Annotated in this window: 4 protein-coding genes; 1 reads left to right on the top strand and 3 read right to left on the bottom strand. The window is 74.4% G+C overall.

All coding sequences use genetic code 11. The features are described 5' to 3' along the window. From ubiM to HW577_RS22445, 3 genes are all read right to left on the bottom strand, one after another. The coding region (gene ubiM / locus HW577_RS22455; RefSeq protein ID WP_198378342.1) for a 5-demethoxyubiquinol-8 5-hydroxylase UbiM at positions 1 to 1161 on the bottom strand (1161 nt) is incomplete at its 3' end. Positions 1162 to 1225: 64 nt separating this feature from the next. Further along, positions 1226 to 1918: a TVP38/TMEM64 family protein gene (locus tag HW577_RS22450; RefSeq protein ID WP_198378341.1), complete on the bottom strand. Its 693-nt coding sequence runs from the start codon at positions 1916 to 1918 to the stop codon at positions 1226 to 1228. Continuing rightward, on the bottom strand, positions 1915 to 2700 hold the full coding sequence (locus HW577_RS22445; protein ID WP_198378340.1) for a glycosyltransferase family 2 protein: 786 nt from the start codon (positions 2698 to 2700) through the stop codon (positions 1915 to 1917). The genes HW577_RS22450 and HW577_RS22445 overlap by 4 nt, the downstream gene beginning before the upstream one ends. 85 nt (positions 2701 to 2785) lie before the next feature. Between HW577_RS22445 and HW577_RS22440 the strand changes: the two genes are divergently transcribed. Then, positions 2786 to 3719: COX15/CtaA family protein (locus HW577_RS22440; RefSeq protein ID WP_198378339.1), on the top strand; the 934-nt coding region annotated here is incomplete at its 3' end.

The raw sequence follows: 3719 nt of genomic DNA, 5'->3' as shown, positions 1-3719 counted from the left end.
CGCGGTCGGCGGGGCATCCATCAACCGCGCCACGATCGCCCGTCGCACCGGGCCGAGCGCCGCCCCCGCGCCGATCAGCGCCGCGCGCGCGAGCCGCGCCGGCGCGCGGTCATCCGTGTAGAGCCGCGCCACGGCGTTGGTCGCGAGGAACATCGGCAGCGTCGCCCGCCGATGCGCCGCGGCATAGCGCGCGAGCGCCCCGGCATCGCCCGGATCCGCGCCGCCACGGACCTGCGCGGCCAGCGCCTCGGCCCCCGACAGGCCGAAATTGAACCCATGCGCCGTCACCGGATGCATCCCGACCGCGGCATCGCCCGCCAGCGCGAAGCGCGCCGCGACGAAGCGATGCGCATAGGTCGCGACCAGCGGATAGGCGTGCCGCGTGCCCACCAGCCGCATCTCCCCCAGCCGCCGCCCGTAGCGTCGCGTGACCTCGGCACCGAAGCCCTCCGGCGCCATCGCCATCAGGCGCCTGGCGGTCGCGGGCGCCACCGTCAGCACCACCGAGGCGATGTCGCCCGCCAGCGGCAGGATCGCGATCGTCTGGCCATGGGCGAACCATTCGGTCGCGACGCCGCCATGCGGCAGGTCGTGCGCGACCCGCGCGACGATCATGGTCTTGCCGAAATCGACCATCGCGGCGCCGATCCCCGCCCGCCGCCGCGCCTCGGAAAAGCGGGAATCCGCCGCGACCAACAGCCGTGCGGCCACCTCCTCCCCGCCATCGAGCCGCAGGCTCGCACCCTGGGGCGAGAGCGCGAGCCCCTCCACCGCCCGCCCGGCGACCAACCGCGACCGGCCGGTGGCCGCCGTCTGGAACAGCGCGCGGCGGATCAGGTGGTTGGGCACCAGCCGCCCGAGGGGTTCCGCCGCCTCACGCGGCGCGAAGCGCAGCGCGAGGGGGGATGTTCCGTTGACGACCTTCGCCTCGCGCAGCGGCGCCGTCTCGGCGGCCGGGATGCGCCCCAAGGCGCCGAGCGAACGCAGGATGGCCTGCGAGCGCTGGGTCAGCGCGATCTCCCGCCCGTCGAAGGCGGGCTCCGCCAGCGCCTGCTCCGGCGCGCGCTCGAACAGCGTGATCGAGAGGCCCGAGCCCTCCAGCGCGCAGGCCAGCGCGAGTCCCGCGGGCCCTGCCCCGATGATGGCGACATCCGTTTCCATGGCGTCTCGTCCCCCGGACGCCCGGTTGCGTCCATGATCCAGCGCAATCCGCGCGGCGCGGTCCTCAGCCGTCCTCGTCCAGCGCCCGCCCTGCCCGGTGCCGGCGCAGCAGCGCGAAGCCGATCGCCGCCGAGACCACGAACAACCCCACGGCCAGCGCCACCTGCCAGGCGCCGTCCACGCGGATGCCCTTGCCGAGCAGCGCGAAGACGAGCGTCTGCGGCAGGTAGCCGATCGCCGAGGCCGCCAGGAACGGCACCAGGCTGATCGCCGCCATCCCCGCCAGGAGGTTCAGCGCCAGGTTGTTGCCCACCGGCAGCAGCCGCAGCGCCAGCGTCGCGCCGAAGGGGCTGCCCACCAGCACGTCCCGCAACGGCCGCAGCCGGTGCCCGAAGCGCCCGGCCAGCCGCCGCTCCGCCCAGCCGCGCCCGACCGCGCGCGCCCAGCCATAGGAGGCCGCGCAGCCGACCACCTGGGCGGCGAGCGACAGCAGCGTCCCCTCCAGCGCCCCGAAGGCGTAGCCGCCGAGGAAGGCGACCCCCTGCCGCGGCGCGCCCGCCGCCGTCGCCGCCGCCCCGATCGCGACGAACACCAGATCCCCCAGCAGCCCCTGCCCGAGCACCCATTGGTCGACCCATTCGGTGCCGGGGGCGAAGCCGACCGAGCGCAGCAGCAGCCCCGCCGCCGCCAGCCCCGCCGCGAGCATGACGAGCTTCAGGATGGAAGCGCGCCGGCGCGTGGCGGCCGCGCCGCTCATGGTGCCGCGTCGCGCTCGATCTCGGGCCGCCGGCCGCGCCGCTGCAGCCAGGCCATGCCAACCAGGTCGAAGATGCTGACCAGCAGCCGGTCGAGTGTGCCGTAGTTGGACACGCCGCGCACGCGCGGGCGGTGGTTCACCGGCTCGCTCACGACATGCCCGCCCTGGCGCAGCGTCAGCGCCGGCAGAAAGCGGTGCATGTGGTCGAAATGTGGAAGTTCGAGAAAGAGGTCGCGCGGGAAGACCTTCAGCCCGCAGCCCGTATCCGGCGTCGCATCCCGCAGCAGGCGGGACCGGATCGCGTTGGCGATGCGGCTGGTATACCGCTTCACCCCGCTGTCCTTGCGGTTCACCCGATGGCCGGCGACCAGGGTGCGGCGGCCCGCGGCGGCCTCGGCCTCGGCGCGGGCGAGCAGGCGCGGGATGTCGGCCGGGTCGTTCTGCCCATCCCCGTCCAGCGTGGCGATCCAGCGGCCGCGGGCCGCCTTCACCCCGGTGATCACGGCGGCCGACTGGCCGCAGGATGCGCGGTGGCGCAGCCAGCGCAGCGGCGCGCCGGCGGCCCGCGCGGCGGCCAGCGCATCCCCCGTCCCGTCGGTCGAGCCGTCGTCGACATAGACGATCTCGTGCGGCACGGCGCCGAGCGCGGCCTCGATCTCGTCCACCAGCGGGCCGATGTTCGGGGCCTCGTTGCGGACGGGGACGACGACGGAGACGATCGGCGCGGGCAGGTCCGGCGCCGCAGCGTCGGGGCCGGCCCCGGCGCGGGGGGCGGAAGGCATGTGGCGCGCGGTAGCAGCCCGGCCCGGGGCCGGCAAGCAGAGGCCCCCCCGTGCGCGTCCGGCATGTGCCGCCTATATCGGGCCCATGCCGTTCGACTCCCGCACCCTCGCCGTCCCGCCATCGGCGCGTTCCACCGATGATGCGCGCGCCGTCGCGCGCTGGCTTCTCGCCGTCGCGGGGCTCGTCTGGATCATGGTCGCGATCGGCGGCGCCACACGGCTGACCGGCTCGGGCCTGTCGATCATGGAATGGGCGCCGATCGCGGGCATCCTGCCGCCTCTGACCGATGCCGAATGGCAGCGCCTCTACAACCTGTACCGCACCATCCCGCAGTACCAGCTGCAGAACCAGGGCTTCGGGATGGACGGGTTCAAGGAGATCTTCTGGCTCGAATGGATCCACCGCTTCTGGGGTCGGCTGATCGGCCTTGCCTATGTGGCGGGGCTCGCATGGTTCTGGCTGCGCGGGCGCATCCCGGCAGGGCTCAAGCCGCGGCTGCTGCTGCTGCTGGCGCTGGGCGGGCTGCAGGGCGCGATCGGCTGGTTCATGGTCGCCTCGGGCTTCGATGCGGGCCGGACCGAGGTCTCCCCCTATCGCCTCGTGATCCATCTCGGCATGGCCTTCGTGCTGTTCGGCCTGCTGGTCTGGACGGCACTGACGCTGCTGCGCCCGCGGCCCGAGGGGCCGGCCGCGCCGGCCAGCCTGCGGCGCGCCGTCCACATCGCGGCGGGCTTTGCAGTGCTGGCGATGCTCGCCGGCGGATTCGTGGCAGGCATCCGGGCGGGCTTCGCCTACAATACCTTCCCGCTCATGGACGGACGGCTCGTGCCCGAGGGCTATCTCGACCTCTCCCCGACCTGGAAGAACCTCACCGCCAACATCGCGGCGGTGCAGTTCAATCATAGGCTGCTTGCCACGCTCGCTTTGGCCGCGGCCCTCGGCGCCGCCGCGCTGGCGTGGCGCCGCCTGCCCCCGGGTGCCGCGCGGCGCGCGGTCGTGGGGCTCGAGGTCGGAAGAG

Origin of the sequence: Neoroseomonas rubea, from assembly GCF_016106015.1 — a bacterium.
In the GTDB taxonomy this organism is placed as follows: Bacteria; Pseudomonadota; Alphaproteobacteria; order Acetobacterales; family Acetobacteraceae; genus Neoroseomonas; species Neoroseomonas rubea.
Note: the sequence above shows the minus strand (reverse complement) of the source record. Positions and strands in the feature narration are given on the sequence as shown.

Bases quoted from the DNA above. Each gene is read 5' to 3' on its own strand.
- HW577_RS22445 (WP_198378340.1), bottom strand. From the start codon at position 2,700: ATGCCTTCCGCCCCCCGCGCCGGGGCCGGCCCCGACGCTGCGGCGCCG.
- HW577_RS22450 (WP_198378341.1), bottom strand. From the start codon at position 1,918: ATGAGCGGCGCGGCCGCCACGCGCCGGCGCGCTTCCATCCTGAAGCTC.